At 71.9% G+C, this 16,978-nt stretch carries 14 protein-coding genes; 11 read left to right on the plus strand and 3 right to left on the minus strand.

Features of this window, described 5'->3' with window-relative positions:
• Positions 1 to 2: 2 nt before the first annotated feature.
• The 10 genes from ACZ6ZP_RS04910 to ACZ6ZP_RS04955 all read left to right on the plus strand — a co-directional run bounded on the left by ACZ6ZP_RS04910 (position 3) and on the right by ACZ6ZP_RS04955 (position 14,153).
• Positions 3 to 911 (plus strand): carbohydrate ABC transporter permease, encoded by a 909-nt coding sequence (locus ACZ6ZP_RS04910; protein ID WP_351164521.1) that lies wholly within the window; start codon positions 3 to 5, stop codon positions 909 to 911.
• A 7-nt stretch (positions 912 to 918) separates the two neighbouring features.
• Positions 919 to 2,184 carry a 6-phospho-beta-glucosidase gene (locus tag ACZ6ZP_RS04915; RefSeq protein WP_351164523.1) on the plus strand — a complete coding sequence of 422 codons (1,266 nt, stop codon included), beginning with the start codon at positions 919 to 921 and terminating at the stop codon, positions 2,182 to 2,184.
• Entirely contained in the window at positions 2,175 to 3,176 is a 1,002-nt protein-coding gene (locus ACZ6ZP_RS04920; protein WP_351164524.1) for an N-acetylglucosamine kinase, read from the plus strand. Before ACZ6ZP_RS04915 ends, ACZ6ZP_RS04920 begins: the two co-directional genes overlap by 10 nt.
• A 269-nt stretch (positions 3,177 to 3,445) precedes the next feature.
• Positions 3,446 to 4,912 (plus strand): hypothetical protein, encoded by a 1,467-nt coding sequence (locus ACZ6ZP_RS04925; protein ID WP_383826988.1) that lies wholly within the window; start codon positions 3,446 to 3,448, stop codon positions 4,910 to 4,912.
• A 17-nt stretch (positions 4,913 to 4,929) separates the two neighbouring features.
• Entirely contained in the window at positions 4,930 to 5,946 is a 1,017-nt protein-coding gene (locus ACZ6ZP_RS04930) for a glutamate ABC transporter substrate-binding protein (protein ID WP_351164527.1), read from the plus strand.
• 39 nt (positions 5,947 to 5,985) lie between these two features.
• Entirely contained in the window at positions 5,986 to 7,305 is a 1,320-nt protein-coding gene (locus tag ACZ6ZP_RS04935) for a coiled-coil domain-containing protein (RefSeq protein ID WP_351164528.1), read from the plus strand.
• On the plus strand, positions 7,302 to 9,911 hold the full coding sequence (locus tag ACZ6ZP_RS04940; RefSeq protein WP_383826942.1) for a serine/threonine-protein kinase: 2,610 nt from the start codon (positions 7,302 to 7,304) through the stop codon (positions 9,909 to 9,911). The genes ACZ6ZP_RS04935 and ACZ6ZP_RS04940 overlap by 4 nt, the downstream gene beginning before the upstream one ends.
• Positions 9,912 to 9,913: 2 nt before the next feature.
• A complete protein-coding gene (locus ACZ6ZP_RS04945; protein WP_351164530.1) occupies positions 9,914 to 11,290 on the plus strand; it encodes a PP2C family protein-serine/threonine phosphatase in 1,377 nt (458 codons plus the stop codon).
• 93 nt (positions 11,291 to 11,383) lie between these two features.
• Positions 11,384 to 12,727 (plus strand): VWA domain-containing protein, encoded by a 1,344-nt coding sequence (locus ACZ6ZP_RS04950; RefSeq protein WP_361470157.1) that lies wholly within the window; start codon positions 11,384 to 11,386, stop codon positions 12,725 to 12,727.
• Positions 12,728 to 12,830: 103 nt separating this feature from the next.
• Positions 12,831 to 14,153, plus strand: a complete 1,323-nt coding sequence (locus ACZ6ZP_RS04955) for an FHA domain-containing protein (RefSeq protein WP_468613549.1) — start codon at positions 12,831 to 12,833, stop codon at positions 14,151 to 14,153.
• Between the two features lie 33 nt (positions 14,154 to 14,186).
• Here ACZ6ZP_RS04955 and ACZ6ZP_RS04960 read toward each other — a convergent pair whose 3' ends face one another.
• Positions 14,187 to 15,161 (minus strand): methyltransferase domain-containing protein, encoded by a 975-nt coding sequence (locus tag ACZ6ZP_RS04960; RefSeq protein ID WP_469405548.1) that lies wholly within the window; start codon positions 15,159 to 15,161, stop codon positions 14,187 to 14,189.
• A gap of 147 nt (positions 15,162 to 15,308) precedes the next feature.
• Between ACZ6ZP_RS04960 and ACZ6ZP_RS04965 the strand changes: the two genes are divergently transcribed.
• Positions 15,309 to 15,722 (plus strand): globin, encoded by a 414-nt coding sequence (locus tag ACZ6ZP_RS04965; RefSeq protein WP_351164534.1) that lies wholly within the window; start codon positions 15,309 to 15,311, stop codon positions 15,720 to 15,722.
• A gap of 122 nt (positions 15,723 to 15,844) precedes the next feature.
• Here the strand turns inward: ACZ6ZP_RS04965 and ACZ6ZP_RS04970 are convergent, their stop codons facing one another.
• Together ACZ6ZP_RS04970 and ACZ6ZP_RS04975 are read right to left on the minus strand one after the other, a co-directional pair.
• Positions 15,845 to 16,531: a DUF8185 domain-containing protein gene (locus ACZ6ZP_RS04970; protein ID WP_383826933.1), complete on the minus strand. Its 687-nt coding sequence runs from the start codon at positions 16,529 to 16,531 to the stop codon at positions 15,845 to 15,847.
• On the minus strand, positions 16,528 to 16,974 hold the full coding sequence (locus tag ACZ6ZP_RS04975) for an acyl-CoA thioesterase (RefSeq protein ID WP_351164536.1): 447 nt from the start codon (positions 16,972 to 16,974) through the stop codon (positions 16,528 to 16,530). Before ACZ6ZP_RS04975 ends, ACZ6ZP_RS04970 begins: the two co-directional genes overlap by 4 nt.
• Positions 16,975 to 16,978 lie beyond the last annotated feature (4 nt).

Genomic DNA, 16,978 nt, shown 5'->3' on the forward strand with positions numbered 1-16,978 from the left:
CCATGACCACCACGACACTCAGCGCGCCCAAGACGGCGCCCGAACGCACCGCCCCGCTCCGGGGCCCCGCCGCCGCCCGCGCCCGCCGCAAGCGCGTCCTGCACTGGATCGCCGTGCACAGCGTGGCGATAGCCGTCGCACTGCTCTTCGTCCTGCCGTTCGTCTTCGTCTTCCTGACGTCGGTGATGAGCGACTCGCAGGCCATGAGCGGCGACCTGTGGCCCGACTCCTGGCACTGGGAGAACTACAAGACCGTGTTCGAGACGCCGGGCTTCCTGGACTGGTGGCGCAACTCGCTCATGTACGCGGGCCTGGGCACCCTCTTCACCGTCTGCTCGGCGATCCCCGTGGCGTACGCGCTGGCCAAGTTCCGCTTCCGCGGCCGGCGCGCCGCGATGCTCCTGGTCATCTCGACGATGATGCTGCCGCCGCAGGTCATCGTGATCCCCATGTACCTGGTGTGGGCGCAGCAGTTCCACCTGTCGGGCACGCTGTGGCCGCTGATCATCCCGATGGCGTTCGGCGACGCGTACTCGATCTTCCTGCTCCGCCAGTTCCTCCTGACGATCCCCAAGGAGTACATCGAGTCGGCGAAGGTCGACGGGTGCGGCGAGTTCCGCACCATGGTCAAGATCGTCGTGCCGATGGCCAAGCCCGGCATCGCCGCCATCGCGCTCTTCCAGTTCTTCTACTGCTGGAACGACTACTTCGGGCCGCAGATCTACGCGGCCCAGAACCCCGGCGCCTGGACGCTGAGCTACGGCCTCGAGTCGTTCAAGAGCGCCCACGCCGTCAACTGGAACATGACGATGGCCGCGACGCTGCTCGTGATGGCGCCGGTCATCCTCGTCTTCTTCTTCGCACAGAAGGCCTTCGTCGAAGGCGTCACCCTCACCGGAGTAAAGGGCTAGCACCGATATGAAGCTCGCAGTGGTCGGCGGAGGGTCGACCTACACACCCGAACTCATCGACGGATTCGCACGGTTGAGGGACACCCTGCCGATCGAGGAGCTCGTCCTCGTCGACCCCGCGGCCGACCGTCTCGAACTCGTCGGCGGGCTCGCCCGCCGCATCTTCGCCAAGCAGGGGCACCCCGGCCGCATCGTCACCACCTCCGACGTGGACGCGGGCGTCGCGGACGCCGACGCGGTCCTGCTCCAGCTGCGCGTCGGCGGCCAGGCGGCCCGCAACCAGGACGAGACGTGGCCCCTGGAGTGCGGCTGCGTCGGCCAGGAGACCACCGGAGCGGGCGGCCTCGCCAAGGCCCTGCGCACCGTGCCGGTCGTCCTGGACATCGCCGAGCGCGTACGGCGCACGAACCCGAACGCCTGGATCATCGACTTCACCAACCCGGTCGGCATCGTCACGCGCGCGCTGCTCCAGGCCGGTCACAAGGCCGTGGGCCTGTGCAACGTGGCGATCGGCTTCCAGCGCAAGTTCGCCAGGCTGCTCGACGTCGCGCCGGGCGAGGTGCACCTCGACCACGTGGGGCTCAACCACCTGACGTGGGAGACGGGCGTACGGCTCGGGGGCCCGGACGGCGCCGACATCCTGCCCAAGCTCCTGGCCGAGCACGGCGCCGCGGTCGCCGAGGACCTGCACATGCCGCGCGAGATCGTCGACCGGCTCGGCGTCGTGCCCTCGTACTACCTGCGCTACTTCTACCAGCACGACGCGGTGGTCGAGGAGATGCGGACCAAGCCCTCGCGCGCCTCGCAAGTGGCCGCGATGGAACGCGAGTTGCTGGAGATGTACGGCGACCCGACGCTCGACGAGAAGCCGGAGCTGCTCGCCAAGCGCGGCGGCGCCTTCTACTCGGAGGCGGCCGTGGACCTGGCGGCCTCGCTGCTGGGCAACGGCGGCAGCCCCTACCAGGTGGTGAACACCGTCAACAACGGCACGCTGCCGTTCCTGCCGGACGACGCCGTCATCGAGGTGCAGGCCACGGTCGACGGCAAGGGCGCCAAGCCGCTCGCCGTGCCGAAGCTGGACCCGCTGTTCGCCGGGCTCGTCGCCAACGTCACCGGCTACGAGGACCTGGCCCTCCAGGCCGCGCTGCACGGCGGCCGCGACCGCGTCTTCAAGGCACTGCTGGCTCACCCGCTGGTCGGCCAGTACGCGTACGCCGAGCAGCTCACCGACCGGCTCATCGCGCACAACCGGGAGCACCTGGCGTGGGCGTGAGCACGAGCGTGCTCGCGATCGACGCGGGCAACAGCAAGACCGACGTCGCGGTGGTCGCGGCCGACGGCAGGGTCGTCGGCGCGGCACGCGGCGGCGGGTTCCAGCCGCCCCTGGTCGGCGTCGAGGCCGCGGTGGACATCCTCCAGGAGGCGGTGACGCGGGCCCTGGCCGAGGCGGGCCTCGACTCCGTGGGGCACGTGTCCGCCTGCCTGGCCAACGCCGACCTGCCCGTCGAGGAACGGGAGTTGGCCCAGGCCCTGCGCAGGCGCGCGTGGGGCCCCTCGGTCGACGTGCGCAACGACACCTTCGCCATCCTGCGGGCCGGTCTCCTGGAGGACGCCGAGCCGCGGGGCGTGGCCGTGGTGTGCGGCGCGGGCATCAACTGCGTGGGCATGCTGCCCGACGGGCGCACCGCGCGCTTCCCCGCCATCGGCCGGATCTCCGGCGACTGGGGCGGCGGGGGCGGCCTGGCCGAGGAGGCGCTCTGGTTCGCGGCGCGGGCCGAGGACGGCCGCGGTGACGCGACCGCGCTGCGCGAGACGCTGCCCGCGCACTTCGGGCTGCCCTCCATGTACGCGCTGATCGAGGCGCTGCACCTGGGCGCCATCGCCCCGATCCGCAGGCACGAGCTGACGCCGGTGCTCTTCGCCACGGCGGCGGCGGGCGACGCGGTGGCACGCTCGCTGGTGGACCGGATGGCCGACGAGGTCGTCGCCATGTCGACCGTGGCCCTGGACCGCCTCGGCCTGCTCGGCGAGGTGGCCCCGGTGCTGCTCGGCGGCAGCGTCCTGGCCGCCCGCCACCCGCAACTGGACGACCGCGTCCGTACGTTGCTGGCCGAGCGGGCACCCAAGGCGGTGGCCCGGGTGGTCGTCGCCCGTCCCGTGCTGGGCGCCGCGCTGCTCGGTCTCGACCAGGTGGGAGCGCCCACCGAGGTGCACGCGCGCGTGCGGGGACACTACGAGGGGGACGTGGGAGTCTTGGGCGGCTGAGTCCTCGGCGCGCGGTTCATCGGCCCGGGAGGGAACCGAACCGTACTGAATCGCGTATTCAAGGGCAGGGGCGGTGTGCGATCTTCGCGGGATCCGGACAGGGGAGTCCAGACACGGTGATCCAGACACGATGATCCGAACAAGATCCAGTCAATGCCTGTGCGGATGTCCGTCCCTGCGGCGATACTTGCGGCCGTGCACTTCTTCCCGCGCCGCGCACGCCGGGCGGAAGTGAACGTCCGATGACCAAGGGGGAGGTCGAGGTCGAGGTGACATACCCGCCGAACGGCAGCGCCGCGCCGCCGGGACAGGCCGCGCCGACGATGCCCACCGTCCCGCCTCAGGCGGGTCCGGGCTCCGCGGCACCCGTGCCGGCACCGAACGCGGCGCCCCGGCGCCCCGCGTGGATCGAGGGACGCGACCGGCTGCGCGCGGCGGCGACGACGGAACCGGGCAAGCTGCGGATCATCGGCGCCGTCCTCGCGCTGCTCGTCGTGGCGTTCGGCGCCGTCACCACCTGGCAGATGACCGACCGCTCGGACGCCGCGAGCAGCGTCCTGAACCGCAGCCAGCCGCTGAGCGACGACGCGGCGGCCATCTACCGCTCCCTCGCGGACGCCAACACCGCCGCCTCCAGCGGCTTCCTGGCGGGCGGTCAGGAACCGGCCGACGTGCGCAAGCGGTACACCGACGACATCGAGCGCGCCTCCGAGAAGCTGGCGAACGCCGCGTCGAACGCGGGCGCGGGCTCGTCGGCCGCCGACTCGGTGAGCAAGCTGAACAAGCTCCTCCCGGAGTACACCGGCCTGATCGAGCGGGCCCGCGCGAGCAACCGCCAGGGCCTCCCCCTGGGCGGCGCCTATCTGCGGTACGCGAACGACAAGATGCAGACCGAGATGCTCCCGGCCGCCGAGCAGCTCTACACCGTGGAGAAGGAGCGGCTGAACGCGGACTACGACGACGCGAAGCCCTATCCGTGGCTCGCCATCGCCCTCGGTCTGCTCGCGCTCGGCGCCCTGTTCTGGGCCCAGCGCCGCAACTACCGCAGGACGAACCGTGTGTTGAACCACGGCCTGGTCGCCGCGACCGCCGCGTCCACGATCGTCCTGCTCTGGCTCGTCGCCGGGCACACCTTCGCGCGCTCGGGGCTCAACGACTCGTACGACCACGGCGTGAAGTCCCTGAACGTCCTGAACGACGCCCGCATCAGCTCGCTCAAGGCCCGCAGCAACGAGAACCTCACGCTGGTCAGCCGCGGCGCGGAGACCGTCGAGGTCGGCCCCGCGGACAAGAAAGAGATCAAGGACAAGTTCGACGTCGACTACCAGGCGCAGATGAAGCAGCTCGGCAGCGCCGACAGCGGGCTGCTCGGCAAGGCCGTGGACATCGCCGACAACGAGGCGGGCAAGAACCCGGTCAAGGCCGCCGCGGACAACGTGTCGGTCTGGAAGGACCGGCACAAGACCGCGCGCGACAGCGACGACGCGGGTGACTACAAGGGAGCGCTCGCCAAGGTCGTCGGCGACAAGAGCGACGAGCCCACCGGTGAGTGCTTCGACAATGTCGACAAGGCACTCGAGAGGGCGCTGGGGCATGAGCGGGCCGAGTTCGAGCAGGCGGCGAAGGACGGCAAGGGAGCGATGAGCGGGCTCCCGGTGGGCGCCGCCGTGCTCGCGGTGCTCGCCGCGGCGGGCGCGGTGCTCGGCATCGGGCGCAGGCTGTCGGAGTACAGGTGAGAGGGGGCGAGCGGACGATGCGTACGCGAGGACTGGCGAGGCTGCGCGGCTGGGGCGGAGCTGCCGCCATGGCGGTGGCCTGCGCACTCACGGGCTCCCTCGTGCTTGCGCTGCCGGAGGCGGGCAGCGCGGTCAAGTCCGACGGCGAAGGCAAGGGCCGGTCCGCCCAGGGCTCCGCCGCGGCCGCTCCCGCGCGCGCCGAGGAGTGCGAGAGCCCCGAGGCGAGCCTGTCGCCCGACGACAAGGACGGCCCGACGATCGAGGCCATCCGCGACCGCAAGGTCAAGAAGCTCATCGTCGGCGTCGACCAGAACAGCTACCGCTGGGGCTATCGCGACCCGAACAAGAAGACGGCGACGCTCGAAGGCTTCGACATCGACCTCGCGCACAAGATCGCCGAGGAGATCCTCGGCGACCGCGACGCCGTGCTGTTCCGCGCCATCCCCACCAACCAGCGGGTCAAGGCCATACAGACCGGCCAGGTCGACATGGTCGTGCGGACGATGACCATCACCTGCGAGCGCGAGAAGGACGTCACGTTCTCCACCGCCTACTTCAAGACGGGTCAGCAGGTCCTCGCCCCCAAGTCCTCGGACATCACCGGGTTCGACGACACACTGGACGGCAAGAAGGTCTGCTCGGCGAAGGGTTCCACGGCGCTCACGAAGCTGGGGGAGCTCAAGAAGAAGAAGACCATCGACGCCGACATCGCGACCACGGTCCCGAACCAGCTCGACTGTCTGGTGCGGCTCCAGCTCGGCGAGGTGGACGCCGTGGTGACCGACAGCGCCCTCGCCGCGAGCCAGGCGGCACAGGACCCGACGATCGAACTCAAGGGCGACGCACCGCTGAACACCGAGTACTACGGCGTGGCGATGAAGAAGCCGGAGAAGGGCGAGGACGACCTGGTGCGCCGGGTCAACCAAGTCTTGGAGGACTACCGCGAGAGCGGCTGGCAGAAGTCGTACGACAACTGGCTCAAGCCGGCCCTCGGCGAATCGGCGGGACCGCCCGCACCGAAGTACAGCGACTGAGCCGGACGTGCACAGCAACGCAGAGCGGAGAGGTGATCGATGAGCGTCGCGGGACCCCCCGGTCCTGTGATGGACCGGGACGAGGTGGACCGTGCGCTGGCGCGGCTCGACGCAGAGCACGAGGCGATCGAGACCTCGCTCCTCGCCCTTCAGGATCACGCGGGCCGCCGGCTCCTCGAAGGTGCCGGTCTCACCGGCACCACCCAGGAGCGCTGGCAGTCCACCGAGCAGCAGATCACCCTCCTGTGGGCGTACTTCGACGCGTACGCGGCCGCGCTGCGCGCCGCGCACGAGGTGCGGGCCCGCAGACGCTGGCCCAACAGGGACGACCTGGTGGAGCTGACCGAACTCCTTCGCGGTGAGAGCGTCACCGTCGCCGGCGGCGCCGCCCCCGCGCCGTCGGCCTCGATCACCGGCCCGGCCAAGCTCACCGAACGCTTCACGCTCATCGAGCTCGTCGCGCGGATGAACGACCTGTACGCGCACTCGCTCGACATGGTCGTCGCCGCCGACGCGGTCTGGTCCGCGCTGCCCGCCCGGATAGACCTCCTGGCCGCCGAGCTGCACCGCACCCGCCAGCTGGCCCACTCCGTGGGAGTGCGTCCCGGCGAGCACCCGGCGGGCGACGACCTGGAGCGGATCACGGCGGAGCTGACCCTCCTGCGCGAGCAGGTGATCTCCGACCCGCTGGCCTTCTGGCAGCCCGCGCAGGGCAGTTCGGCCCCGGGCGGCGGCCGGCCGCACACCGAGCGGTACGACCGCGAGGCCCGCGCCCTGGAGGACGTGCGCCGCGAGATCGACGCGGTGCTCACCGTCCGGCAGGACGCGGAGCTGCGCCTGGGCAGGCTGCGGGACGTGCTCTCGCGCGCGGACCGCACGCTGGCCGAGGCACGCTCCGCGCGCGGCGAGGTCCTCGCCAAGATCGCCGCGTCCGAGGTGCCCGCCGTCAGCGGCCCCTCGACCGCGCTCCAGGAGCAGCTGGCCATGGCGTCCGACTACCGCAGGCACGCCCAGTGGCACCGGCTCTCCCCGCTCCTTGAGTCCCTGGAGGAGAAGGCCGAGGACGAACTGATGCGCGCCCGCGAGTCGTTGACCGCCGTCACGCAGCCCCTGGCGGTCCGCGCGGAGCTGCGCGGCCGCCTGGACGCGTACAAGGCGAAGGTCGCCCGGCTCGGCCACGCGGAGGACCCGCTCCTGGTCGAGCGGTACGACGCGGCGCGCCGGATGCTGTGGAGCGCGCCCTGCGATCTGCGCGTCGCCGAACAGGCGGTGCTTCGTTATCAGCAGGCGGCCGCCGAAGTCCTTGCACCGAGGGTGCCGCAACAGGGCGGTCCCACCGACCGGAGGGGGGAAGCATGAGTGAGCAGCGGAAGTGCCAGCGACCCGGATGCACAGGGTCGTACGAGGACGTGGGCGGCGGCGAGCTGTACTGCGACACCTGCGGCCTGGCCCCGGTCGTCTCGCCGACCGGCATGGTGTCCTCTCCCCCGACCGGCATCACCGGCGGCGCCAAGAGCGCGGGCAGCAGCAGCTCCCGGTCCAGTTCGCGCGCCTCGTCGCGTTCCTCACGGTCCCAGTCCTCGCGCCGTTCGGTGTCGGGGCGGCTCTCGCGCTCGCTGTCGGGCAGCTCGACGTCCCGCTCGGTCTCGGTGCGCAGCTCGGGCTCGGGTGCGGGTACATCGGCCCGCAGCAGGCTGGGCGTGGGCCTGGTGCTCGTACCCGAGGTGCCGCGCCCCGATCCGCGCCAGGCGGTGCAGGAGAACCCCGAGGTCCCCGAGCGCAAGCGATTCTGCTCACGCTCCGACTGCGGGGCGCCGGTGGGCCGCGCGCGCGGGGACCGGCCCGGCCGCACCGAGGGGTTCTGCACCAAGTGCGGCCACCCGTACTCGTTCGTGCCGAAGCTGACCGCGGGCGACATCGTGCACGGTCAGTACGAGGTCGTGGGCTGTCTGGCGCACGGCGGCCTCGGCTGGGTCTATCTCGCCGTCGACCGCGCGGTCTCCGACCGCTGGGTGGTCCTCAAGGGCCTGCTCGACACGGGCGACCAGGACGCGATGGCCGCCGCGATCTCCGAGCGCCGCTTCCTCGCCGAGATCGAGCACAGCAACATCGTGCGGATCTACAACTTCGTCGAGCACCTCGACCAGCGCACGGGCTCCATGGACGGCTACATCGTCATGGAGTACGTCGGCGGCAAGTCCCTCAAGGAGATCGCCAACGAACGCCGCACGGCGCAGGGCAAGCGCGACCCGCTGCCCGTCGAGCAGGCCTGCGCGTTCGGCATCGAGGCCCTGGAGGCCCTGGGCCATCTGCACAGCCGCAATCTCCTGTACTGCGACTTCAAGGTCGACAACGCCATCCAGACCGAGGACCAGCTCAAGCTGATCGACATGGGCGCGGTCCGCCGCATGGACGACGACGAGTCGGCGATCTACGGAACGGTCGGCTATCAAGGCCCCGAAGTCGCCGAGCTTGGCCCGTCGGTGGCCTCCGACCTGTACACGGTGGCGCGCACCCTTGCCGTGCTCACCTTCGACTTCCAGGGCTACACGAACGTCTTCGTGGACTCCCTGCCGGACCCCGACAACATCGAGGTCTTCCGTACGTACGAGTCGTTCTACCGCCTCCTCGTGCGCGCCACCGACCCGGACCCGGCCCGCAGGTTCGCCTCCGCCCAGGAGATGGCGGAGCAGCTCACGGGCGTCCTGCGGGAGGTCGTGGCCCTCCAGACGGGCAAGCCGCGGCCCGCGCTCTCGACGCTGTTCGGGCCCGAGGTGAAGGTCACGGACACGGAGCTGTTCGCCGAACTGACCGGTGACGTCTCGCAGTTCGGCGTACGGGTGCTGCCCACCGGCCGGCGCGGGGCCCGCGCCGAGCTGACGGCGGGCGAGGGCAACGGCACCGGCACCGGTACCGGCACCCCGGCGATCACCGCACCGCCCGTGCCGCCCGCCGCCGCGCCGGCCCGGATCGTCCGCTCTCTCGACGCCGCCGCGACGGCGCTCGCCCTGCCGGTGCCGCGCGTGGACCCGAACGACCCGAACGCCGGGTTCCTAGCGGGCCTGCTGGCGTCCGCTCCCGCCGAGCTGATCACCGCGCTGCGGGCCGCGCCCACCGACTCCGTGGAGCTGCGGCTGCGCGGGCTCCGTGCCCGCCTGGCCATGGGTGAACCGGACTCCGCGGCGCAGGCGTTGACGGAGCTGGAAATACAGCATCCGGACGACTGGCGGGTGGTCTGGTACCGCGGCGTGGCCTCGCTGGCGACCGGTGACCACGAGAACGCGGCGCTGTCCTTCGACGCCGTGTACGACGCGTTCCCCGGCGAGCCCGCGCCCAAGCTGGCCCTCGGCGTCTGCGCGGAGGTCCTGGAGCAGCTGGACAACGCGGCCGAGTACTACCGCCTCGTATGGACCACCGACCCGAGCTATGTCAGCGCGGCGTTCGGCCTGGCCCGGGTGCAGCTCGCGGCGGACGACCGGCGCGGTGCCGTGCAGACCCTGGAGTCGGTGCCCGAGGCCTCGATCCACTACACGGCGGCGCGTGTCGCCGCGGTGCGGGCCAGACTGCGGCACCGTATGACATCGGCCACCGCGCCGTCGGCCGGCGGCTCCTTCGTCGGCTTCCTCGACGATCTGACGGCGGCGGCGGGCCAGGTGGAGGCCCTCGCGGGCTTCGGCCTGGACGCCGTACGCCGTGAGCGACTCTCCACCGAGGTCCTCGGTACCGCGTTGGACTGGGTACTCTCCGGTAGGCACCCTGGTCACGCCTCCGCTCCACCGGCAGCACCCGCTGCACCGGCGGGCGGCTCGCGGACCGTGCTGCTCGGCAGCGACCTGGACGAGCGCGGCCTCAGGTTCGGCCTGGAGCGCTCGTACCGAACGCTTGCCCGGCTCGCACAGGGTGGCGAGGAAAGGATCGAACTGGTGGAGCGGGCCAACCGTTTCCGCCCTCGGACGTGGGTGTGAAGATGTCGCAGATGCACCAGCAGACTGCCGGGGCGAGTTCCACGTGCCCCGGCTGCGCAGAACCGCTGGAATCGGGTGACCTGTTCTGCGGCGCGTGCGGGTACGACCTGTCGGCGCAGCCGGTGGGGTCGGACGACCACCCCACCGTCGTGATGAACGGCTCGTCGTCCGCGCCACCGCCGGACGCGTCGTCGCAGTGGCCCATCGCACCGGACGTGGACAGCTCCGACATGCCGGTGCCCGCGCACCTGCCCACCGACCTGCCGGTCACGGAGTCGTCGGGCGGCGAGCTCTCCCCGAACGCGGGCACCACGCGGGGCTCGGGAGACGTACGCACCGACGCACCCGTCCCGCCGCCCGCCGAGCCGGACGAGTACCCGCTGCCCGCTCCCGGCGCTCCCGGCGCCCCGCCGGAGCCCGCCGACCCCCGTGCGGTCCTGGCCGACCCGACGCCGCCCGCGGGCACCAAGCTCTGCGTGGCGTGCCGTTCGGGCCGCGTCGACCCGGACGGCTACTGCGAGAACTGCGGGCACGCCCAGCCGCGCGAGCGCGACCACATGGAGCAGGAGCTCGACGCGGTGGCCGCGGTCAGCGACCGGGGCCTGCGCCACCACCGCAACGAGGACGCGTTCGCGATCTCCTCGGCGGCGCTGCCGGACGGTTCCCCCGCCGTCGTCGCGATCGTCTGCGACGGCGTCTCGTCCGCGACCCGCCCCGACGAGGCCTCGCTCGCCGCGTCCCGCGCCGCCAACGAGTCGCTGCTCGCCGCCCTGCCGCGCGGCACGCACCCGCAGCAGGCCATGCACGACGCGATCCTGGCGGCGGCCGACGCCGTCAACGCCCTTGCCGCGGAGCCCACTCAGGCCAGGGAGCACTCACCGCACCAGAACGCGCCCGCGTGCACGCTCGTCGGCTCGATCATCGCCGGAGGCCTCCTGGTCGTCGGCTGGGTCGGCGACAGCCGTGCCTACTGGGTCCCCGACGACCGCAGCGGCCCGACCGTCCGGCTCACCGAGGACGACTCGTGGGCCGCGCAGATGGTCGCCGCGGGCCTGATGAACGAGGCGGAGGCGTACGCCGACGAGCGCGCGCACGCCATCACGGGCTGGCTCGGCGCCGACGCGTACGAACTGGAGCCGCACACCGCTTCCTTCAAGCCGGACCGTGCGGGTGTAGTGGTGGTGTGCACCGACGGGCTCTGGAACTACGCGGAAGCGGTGGAGGACATGGCACGGGCCGTCCCCGTCGATTCCGCCCTGCGCCCGCTGCACAGCGCCCAGGTCCTGGTCGGGCACGCACTGGACGGCGGGGGCCACGACAACGTAACAGTGGCGATTCTGCCGTTCCGTGTGGTGCCGCAAGGGGCAGGATCGGCCTAGCGGAGGCCCCCGGCAACGGGGGGCCGGCCACGCGCACTTGTCACCCACCGGCTTGGGGAAGCCGGTGGGAACGTCTAGGGGGAGCAGAGATCCATGGCCAACTTCTCGAAGTCGAACGTGCCGCAGTTCTCGGTCGACGTCTATCAGAACGAGTACATGGCGGAGGGCGCCCGCGAGGTCAACGCGATCGCCACGGTCACCTCGACCGGCGGCGGCACGGTGGGGGCCGCGGTGAGCGCCCCGCACCTCTACTCGGCGGGGCAGACCCCGGACGCGGCCGTGGCGATCATGGTCGACTGTTCCGGCTCGATGGACTACCCGCCGACGAAGATGCGCGGCGCGCGCGACGCCACGTCCGCCGCGATCGACGCCGTACGTGACGGAGTCCACTTCGCGGTGATCGGCGGCACCCATGTCGCCAAGGAGGTCTACCCGGGAGGCGGCCGTCTGGCGGTCGCCGACGCGCGGACCCGGGAGCAGGCCAGGCAGGCCCTGCGCAAGCTCAGCGCGGGCGGCGGCACGGCGATCGGCACCTGGCTGCGCCTGGCCGACCGGCTGCTGTCCTCGGCCGACGTCTCGATACGGCACGGCATCGTGCTGACGGACGGCCGCAATGAACACGAGTCACCCGAGGACCTGCAGGCCTCCCTGGACGCGTGCGCGGGCCGCTTCACCTGCGACGCCCGCGGTGTCGGCACCGACTGGGAGGTCAAGGAGGTCACCGGCATCGCCTCCGCGCTGCTCGGCACCGCCGACATCGTCGCCGACCCCGCGGGCCTGTCCGCCGACTTCACGCAGATGATGGAGGCGGCCATGGGCAAGGAGGTCGCCGACGTCAGCCTGCGGGTGTGGACGCCGATGGGCGCGGAGATCAAGTTCGTCAAGCAAGTGGCACCCACGGTCGAGGAGTTGACCGACCGGCGCACGCAGGCGGGACCGCGCGCCGGCGACTATCCCACCGGGTCCTGGGGCGACGAGTCCCGCGACTACCACATCTGTGTCGAGGTGCCGAACGCCGAACTCGGCCAGGAGATGCTCGCGGCCCGCGTCTCACTGATCGTGCCGCAGCCGGACGGCAGCGCCCAGACGCTCTCGCAGGGCCTGGTGCGGGCCGTGTGGACGGACGACATGGCCGCCTCCACGTCGATCAATCCGCAGGTGGCGCACTACACCGGCCAGGCGGAACTGGCCCAGGTGATCCAGCAAGGGCTCGATGCGCGCAAGTCGGGCGATATGGACGGAGCAACGGCCAAACTGGGGCGTGCCGTTCAGCTCGCCAGCGCCTCGGGCAACGAGGACACCGCGAAGCTGCTTTCGAAGGTGGTCGACGTGGTCGACGCCGTGGCAGGTACTGTTCGATTGAAGGCGAGGGTCGCCGAGGCCGACGAGATGACTCTCGAGACGCGGTCCACGAAGACTGTTCGCGTGAAGAAGTAGCACCACAAGCAGCACCAGAAGTAGCACCACCCATACTCGTTAGTAGCCCCACCAGCAGCACGTACGGCCCTTGGGCCGGAGAAGGAGAGGGGGAAGCGCCGACATGCCGACCTGCCCGAACGGACACCAGTCGGGTTCCGACGACTGGTGCGAGGTCTGCGGTCACCGCATGGCCGGTGCCGTACCGCCGCCTCCGCCGCCGCCCCCGGCCGCTCCCGGCTACGGCTACCCGCCGCCGGGCCCCGGCCAGGACCCCGGATACCCCCAGCCCGGCCCCGGCCAGGACGGCGGGTACGGATACCCCCAGCAGGCCCCCGGCCGACCGCACCTGTCGGCCGTACCGGAGCAGGCCGCCGAGGCCGAGCTCTGCCCGCAGTGCCGCACGCCCCGCGAGGCGAACGCGCCGTTCTGCGAGGAGTGCCGCTGGAACTTCCTGACGAACACGGCGACCTCGTACACCCCGGCCGCCCCGCACCCGCCCGCGCCGAACCCGGCGCAGCAGTTCCAGCAGCCGCCCGGCCAGCAGTCCCCCGGCACCCGGCCGGGCCAGGACCCGTTCGGGTACCAGGGCTCGCGGCCCTCGCAGATGAACCGGCCCGCCGAGCCGATCCCGCCGTTCGGCAACGGAAACGGCGACGGCAACCCGTCCGGTCAGGTGCCCCCGCCGTACAGCGGCGGCGAGGCGCCCCTGCCGCCCTACAACGGTGGCGACCAGTCGGGGCGGCCCCCGCAGGCGTTCCAGCAGCAGGGTCCGCCGGCGCCGCCCGCGTTCCCGCAGGAGACGGGGACTCCGCCGCCTCCGCAGCAGCCCGGTCCCGGCGGTCCCTTCGGTGCCGGTGACGACTGGGTGCTCCCGCCGCCCTCGTCGTCCACGCCGGGCCCCGGTGCTCCGCAGGCTCCCGAGCAGGGCGACTGGGGCCAGCAGCCCGGCCAGCAGCAGCCTGGCCAGCAGCCGCAGCAGACGCAGGCGCCGCAGGGTCCTCCCGGCTATCAGGCGGTGCCCGGTCCCAGCACCGGCACGGTCTCCTGGTCGGCGACGATCGGTCCGGACCGCGAGTACTTCATGGCGATGATGCACCGCAGCGGTCCCGAGGCGTCGGGCCTGAACCTGCCCGCGTACTCGCCCGAGCAGCAGCGCCCGCTGGCCGGCAACCAGATCACCATCGGCCGCCGCAGGCACTCCACCGGAGACACCCCGGACATCGACCTGTCGGTGCCGCCGGAGGACCCGGGCGTATCGCACCAGCACGCGGTCCTGGTCCAGCAGCCCGACGGCAGCTGGGCGGTCGTCGACCAGAACTCGACCAACGGCACCACGGTCAACAACGGCGAGGAGCCCATCCAGCCGTTCGTCCCGGTGCCGCTCCAGGACGGCGACCGGGTGCACGTGGGCGCCTGGACGACGATCACCATCCGGCACAGCTGAGGATGAGGGCCGGGTCACACCGGCCCCGGGGGCTCAAACCAGTGGCCAGGCGTACGGCCCTTCGGGGTCGTCAAGCCAGGCCCACTCGTGCGGCCCCCGGACGGTGACCCCGAACCGCTCGCGCACCGGCCGGTCCTCGCGCTGCCACAGGGCGAGGGCCTCGTAGGGGTCGAGGCTCCCGGCCGTCAGCTCCAGCAAGAAGCGGAAGAGCTCGTTCTGCAGGGCCTTGCGCGGCAGCCCCCCGAGGTGCTGCTCGCGCGAGGCCCTTCCGCTGTCCCCGCGCAGCGGCACGAAGTACGCGGGGGTGTGCAGGAAGCGGCCTTCGGCGTGCTCGGCGTCCACCACCGTCAGCGCGATCAGGCCGGTGGCCAGCGGGGCCAGGATGCGGGCGCCTGGGCGGCACTGGGCCAGCCAGGGGCGCGGCACGGAGGCCAGGGTGCAGGTCGCGATGATCCGGTCGTACGGTGCGCGCTCGGGGCACCCCGCGGTCCCGTCACCCGTGACGACGGCCGGGTGGTAGCCGGCGGCCGTGAGGTGCCGCCGCGCGGACTCGGTGATCTCCGGGTCCAGGTCGACGGTGGTGACGTGCTCGTCGCCGAGCCGGTGGGCCAGCAGGGCCGCGTTGTAGCCGGTGCCCGCGCCGATCTCCAGGACGTCGCAGTCCCCCTCGCGCAGATCCAGCTCGTCCAGCATCTTGGCCATCAGGGAGGGCTGGCTGCTGGACGAGAGCAGCTCTCCGTCGCGTACGCGGGTGGCGAGCGGGGCGTCCGCGTAGGCGCCGCGCAGCCAGCGTGCCCGGCGTGCGGGGTCGGCGTCCTCGCCCCAGAGCCGTTCGTGGCCGCCGCCCGACGAGGCCACGTAGTAGTACGGCACGAACAGGTGGCGCGGGACCTGCTCGAACGCCGCACGCAGCTCGGGGTCCCGCGTCCAGGCGCCGCTGGCCTCGATCTCGCGGACCAGGGCGGCTCCGGCCTCCGCGGCGAGAAGGGGGTCGACGGTGGGTCCCATACAGCCACTGTGCTGCGCCATCGCCCGCGATGCGAGCGGCAGAACGTACCGATCGGGAGGAGATCGGTCCCTAAGTGGAGGAGATCAGTCCCGGTCCGGAGGAGATCAGTCCTAAGTCTTCCGTCCTCGGCCGCACCGTCTGAGACCATGGACGGTGTGAAAGAGATCCCGCGCGGCACGCTTCAGGAGCAGACCTTCTACGAACAGGTCGGCGGCGAGGAGACCTTCAGGCGCCTGGTGCACTTCTTCTACCAGGGGGTCGCGGAGGACCCGCTGCTGCGACCGATGTACCCGGAGGAGGATCTGGGCCCTGCCGAGGAGCGCCTCGCGCTGTTCCTGATGCAGTACTGGGGCGGCCCCCGCACCTACAGCGACAACCGCGGCCACCCCCGGCTGCGGATGCGCCATGCCCCGTTCACCGTCGACAGGGCCGCGCACGACGCGTGGCTGAAGCACATGCGGACCGCCGTCGACGAGCTGAAGCTCTCCGAGGAGCACGAGCGGACGCTGTGGAACTACCTGACGTACGCGGCCGCCTCCATGGTCAACTCCGAGGGCTGACGGCTCTCCCCGCTCCCCGGACGTCCGCGCCTGCGGCCTGGGCACGCCTCGCGCGCGCCACGGGTCGCGGGCGGCCCCGGACCTGCGGACGGGGCGGACGGTCGTGTGGGGGACGCGGACCGTTAGGCCGGCGTCACCGAGAGCCCGCCGACCCCGGCCCGACGCACGGCGATCGACCCGTAGCTCGTGCGTAGCCGCAGCCACGGCCCGGACGACAGCAGGTCGAGCGAGTCACCCCGCAGAAAACCCAGGGCCTGGGCGGCGTGCGCGGCCCGCACGGGCAGGCCCGTGTCCCCGATGGTGCGGGACCAGATCTCGCGGCCCAGCTGGTCGAGCTCCGCCCGGACCCGCCGCTCCTGCGGCAACTCCTCGACGCGGGACTTGAATTCGGCGACCGCGGCCGCCACGAGACGCCGCACCTCGTCCGCCGACGGAAGCCCCAGCTCCGGCTGCCAGCCGCCCCGCGACGGCAGGATTCCGGCCCACGGCGGCCCGGTGACGGCCTGCGGCACGTCGACCACACCCGCCGCGGCGACGGAGTCCGCCGACTCCCCCACGGATTCGAGGAGTTCACCGGCGGAGACGGTGACATCGAGCGAGGCGTCGAGCCCGTGCTCGTACGGCTTCGCGAGCCGGGCCGTACGGATGGCGAGCACTTCGAACGACGGCGGCCTGCCGAACACGGCGAGCGTGTCGCCCGCCGCCTGCAACCGGACCGCGGCAGCCTTGTCGTAGTGGATGAGCCGGGCCAGGAAGGCGGCGAGATCTCCCGCCTCCCCGGCATCGGCGAAGTGCAGCTGCGCCGTCATGCGACGAGCGCCTCCGAGCCTCCGGCGACATCGCCGTCGTCGTCCATGTAGGTCAGGAGCATGGCCTTCTCCTCGGCGGTGATCCGCCGCGGCCGCTGCGCCTCCAGGTTGAACGGGACGACGATCGTCGTGGCCCGCACGTACACCTGCTCGGGGTCCTTGACCTCGTACGAGATGGAGAGCGAGGCAGCGCCTATCTTCGTCACCCACGACTCGATGGTCACCGGCGCGTGCCGGTGGACCAACGGCCGTACGTAGTCGATCTCGTGGCGGGCCACGACGGACCCGCCCGAGAACGACGGGCTGCCGTCCCCCGGTGCGAGGCGGAACATGAAGTCGATCCGCGCCTCTTCCAAGTACCGCAGGAAGACGACGTTGTTGACGTGCCCGAAGGCGTCCATGTCCGACCATCGGAGGGGGCAGCTGTAGATATGCCGACTCATGTCA

The sequence above is a fragment of the Streptomyces sp. NPDC054047 genome (assembly GCF_055585065.1).

What these genes read in the sequence shown, in the direction of transcription:
- ACZ6ZP_RS04950 (WP_361470157.1), top strand. Translation starts at nt 11,384, where the DNA reads ATGGCCAACTTCTCGAAGTCGAACGTGCCGCAGTTCTCGGTCGACGTC.
- ACZ6ZP_RS04960 (WP_469405548.1), bottom strand. Translation starts at nt 15,161, where the DNA reads ATGGGACCCACCGTCGACCCCCTTCTCGCCGCGGAGGCCGGAGCCGCC.
- ACZ6ZP_RS04915 (WP_351164523.1), top strand. Translation starts at nt 919, where the DNA reads ATGAAGCTCGCAGTGGTCGGCGGAGGGTCGACCTACACACCCGAACTC.
- ACZ6ZP_RS04910 (WP_351164521.1), top strand. Translation starts at nt 3, where the DNA reads ATGACCACCACGACACTCAGCGCGCCCAAGACGGCGCCCGAACGCACC.
- ACZ6ZP_RS04940 (WP_383826942.1), top strand. Translation starts at nt 7,302, where the DNA reads ATGAGTGAGCAGCGGAAGTGCCAGCGACCCGGATGCACAGGGTCGTAC.
- ACZ6ZP_RS04965 (WP_351164534.1), top strand. Translation starts at nt 15,309, where the DNA reads ATGGACGGTGTGAAAGAGATCCCGCGCGGCACGCTTCAGGAGCAGACC.
- ACZ6ZP_RS04935 (WP_351164528.1), top strand. Translation starts at nt 5,986, where the DNA reads ATGAGCGTCGCGGGACCCCCCGGTCCTGTGATGGACCGGGACGAGGTG.
- ACZ6ZP_RS04945 (WP_351164530.1), top strand. Translation starts at nt 9,914, where the DNA reads ATGTCGCAGATGCACCAGCAGACTGCCGGGGCGAGTTCCACGTGCCCC.
- ACZ6ZP_RS04955 (WP_468613549.1), top strand. Translation starts at nt 12,831, where the DNA reads ATGCCGACCTGCCCGAACGGACACCAGTCGGGTTCCGACGACTGGTGC.
- ACZ6ZP_RS04975 (WP_351164536.1), bottom strand. Translation starts at nt 16,974, where the DNA reads ATGAGTCGGCATATCTACAGCTGCCCCCTCCGATGGTCGGACATGGAC.
- ACZ6ZP_RS04930 (WP_351164527.1), top strand. Translation starts at nt 4,930, where the DNA reads ATGCGTACGCGAGGACTGGCGAGGCTGCGCGGCTGGGGCGGAGCTGCC.
- ACZ6ZP_RS04970 (WP_383826933.1), bottom strand. Translation starts at nt 16,531, where the DNA reads ATGACGGCGCAGCTGCACTTCGCCGATGCCGGGGAGGCGGGAGATCTC.